1 protein-coding gene is annotated in these 1,416 nt (G+C 30.4%); it reads left to right on the top strand.

Translation table 11 applies throughout. From position 1 onward, the window contains the following. Positions 1-9: 9 nt before the first annotated feature. A partial coding sequence (locus RI68_RS04410; RefSeq protein ID WP_017193814.1) for a hypothetical protein occupies positions 10-1,416 on the top strand: 1,407 nt, incomplete at its 3' end.

Here is a 1,416-nt window from a genome sequence, read left to right as displayed (position 1 = left end):
TGAATAATTATGAAAACACCTTTAGACCTAATTAAAACTTATCTAACCTTTAAGTCTTATTTTACTTGGTTTTTAATGGCTACCACTATCTTCGGTATTTTCGTTTTCTTTAAAAGCAAACTTGCTGCTAATCAACAACAACAATCAACCGCATGGAAAGGCTATTTAACTTATTTTTTAATTATTATCGGTATTTTAAGTTTCATTTACTTATGTTTCTTTCATAAACCAAAAGAACCATCTAGTAAATATACTGGTCAATTAGTCCAAGAAATCGATAAAGCCATCGACAAATACGATGAAGTCATCAACAATTACCAAGGACTAAAAGATAATTGGGAACAAGAATTAACCAAAGTAGAGGTCGAATTAAAAACACTCTATGAAGAACAAAAAATAACCCAAGAACAAAAAGAAAAAATCAAAGAACTAATAAACCAAACAGAAACAAAGATTAACGAAATCAAAACTAAAAAACAAGAAATTGAAAATAACATTAATGTCTTAAAAGAACAACTAAAACAAAAAGAAGAAGCATTAGCCACCAAAGAAAAAGAGATAAAATTAACTGAAAAACAAATCGCGGAATCCACTGATTTAACCGAAAAAGAAAAACTACGCGCTAAATTAGATATACTTTATGACGAAAAGATTGTATTAGTTAAACAAATTACTGAAATAAAAAACCAAATAGGGTTATTAGAAAACAAAATCGAGAATTTAACCGAACAACTTCAACGCGCTGAAGATTACAAAAAACTATTAGAAAAACGATATAAAGATTTAACTGATGGCGAAAAATCTTTATTCAACCAAATAAAATCCGTCGAACAACGCCGCTACGAAATCCAAAATAACATCAGCCAAGTTAACGAAAAAATAGAAAAAATCGAAGCAGAACAAGACTTATACAAAACATTAAAAGAAAAATACCAAGCAATGCATATTCGAGCGCAAACCTATGAAAAAGAAAACGAAGCATCGGCTGGTAATATCATCAAATGGGGATTCAAAGCCTTCGATAAAGTAACTGATTTAATCCCTGCCAAATATGGTATGAAAATCATAGGCAAATCGATTACTTTTACACGTAAATTCTCACAAGGGTTCACAAAAACTACTTTAATTCTTCACGAAGGACACCGTTTATGGCATATGTATAACGAAGTAGCGAACGAAAACAAAGAATCACTCCCAATGATTACCAAAGAAGCCTTAGAAATGTATACCAAAGACATCGATCGCGAACTAGCCAAACTCGACGCCGACCAAAAAGATTACCAAAAGAAACTAGAAGAATATAAAACACGTATGGAAAGTGATAATTTGAATAAAGAGTTTATGAATTCTCGTAATTTAATAAACACCATCGAAAAAAACGAAAAATCAATTATCATCGAATATTCTAACATAATT

The sequence above is a fragment of the Vaccinium witches'-broom phytoplasma str. VAC genome (assembly GCF_000309405.1).
Lineage (GTDB): Bacteria > Bacillota_I > Bacilli_A > Acholeplasmatales > Acholeplasmataceae > Phytoplasma.
This window is presented reverse-complemented; position numbering and strand designations above follow the sequence as displayed.